At 50.9% G+C, this 1,372-nt stretch carries 2 rRNA genes; both read left to right on the forward strand.

From position 1 onward, the window contains the following. Positions 1 to 394 (forward strand): 16S ribosomal RNA (locus ACFQ8T_RS21725); the annotation flags it as partial. A 182-nt stretch (positions 395 to 576) separates the two neighbouring features. Beyond that, positions 577 to 1,372 (forward strand): 23S ribosomal RNA (locus ACFQ8T_RS21730); the annotation flags it as partial.

Here is a 1,372-nt window from a genome sequence, read left to right on the forward strand (position 1 = left end):
TAAGGTGACTGCCGGTGACAAACCGGAGGAAGGTGGGGATGACGTCAAATCATCATGCCCCTTATGACCTGGGCTACACACGTGCTACAATGGACAGAACAAAGGGCTGCGAGACCGCAAGGTTTAGCCAATCCCACAAATCTGTTCTCAGTTCGGATCGCAGTCTGCAACTCGACTGCGTGAAGCTGGAATCGCTAGTAATCGCGGATCAGCATGCCGCGGTGAATACGTTCCCGGGCCTTGTACACACCGCCCGTCACACCACGAGAGTTTGTAACACCCGAAGTCGGTGAGGTAACCTTTTAGGAGCCAGCCGCCGAAGGTGGGACAGATGATTGGGGTGAAGTCGTAACAAGGTAGCCGTATCGGAAGGTGCGGCTGGATCACCTCCTTTCTAAGGATATATGGAGCAGCGTACGTTTTTCGTCTTGTTTAGTTTTGAAGGATCATTCCTTCAAACATGTCTCTAGCGAGACAGGATTGTTCTTTGAAAACTAGATAACAATAAGTAATACATTCACATTGAATGCAATGCAAAGTTCATCACACATAGTGATTCTTTCTAAAGTAAGAAATGGTTAAGTTAGAAAGGGCGCACGGTGGATGCCTTGGCACTAGGAGCCGATGAAGGACGGGACGAACACCGATATGCTTCGGGGAGCTGTAAGCAAGCTTTGATCCGGAGATTTCCGAATGGGGAAACCCACTGCTCGTAATGGAGTAGTATCCATACTTGAATACATAGAGTATGAGAAGGCAGACCCGGGGAACTGAAACATCTAAGTACCCGGAGGAAGAGAAAGCAAATGCGATTCCCTGAGTAGCGGCGAGCGAAACGGGATTAGCCCAAACCAAGAGGCTTGCCTCTTGGGGTTGTAGGACACTCTGTACGGAGTTACAAAGGAACGAGGTAGATGAAGAGGTCTGGAAAGGCCCGCCATAGGAGGTAACAGCCCTGTAGTCAAAACTTCGTTCTCTCCTGAGTGGATCCTGAGTACGGCGGAACACGTGAAATTCCGTCGGAATCCGGGAGGACCATCTCCCAAGGCTAAATACTCCCTAGTGACCGATAGTGAACCAGTACCGTGAGGGAAAGGTGAAAAGCACCCCGGAAGGGGAGTGAAAGAGATCCTGAAACCGTGTGCCTACAAGTAGTCAGAGCCCGTTAACGGGTGATGGCGTGCCTTTTGTAGAATGAACCGGCGAGTTACGATCCCGTGCAAGGTTAAGCAGAAGATGCGGAGCCGCAGCGAAAGCGAGTCTGAATAGGGCGCATGAGTACGTGGTCGTAGACCCGAAACCAGGTGATCTACCCATGTCCAGGGTGAAGTTCAGGTAACACTGAATGGAGGCCCGAACCCACGCACGTTGA

This window comes from Isoptericola sp. NPDC056618, from assembly GCF_042792715.1.
GTDB classification, from domain to species: domain Bacteria; phylum Actinomycetota; class Actinomycetes; order Actinomycetales; family Cellulomonadaceae; genus Isoptericola; species Isoptericola nanjingensis.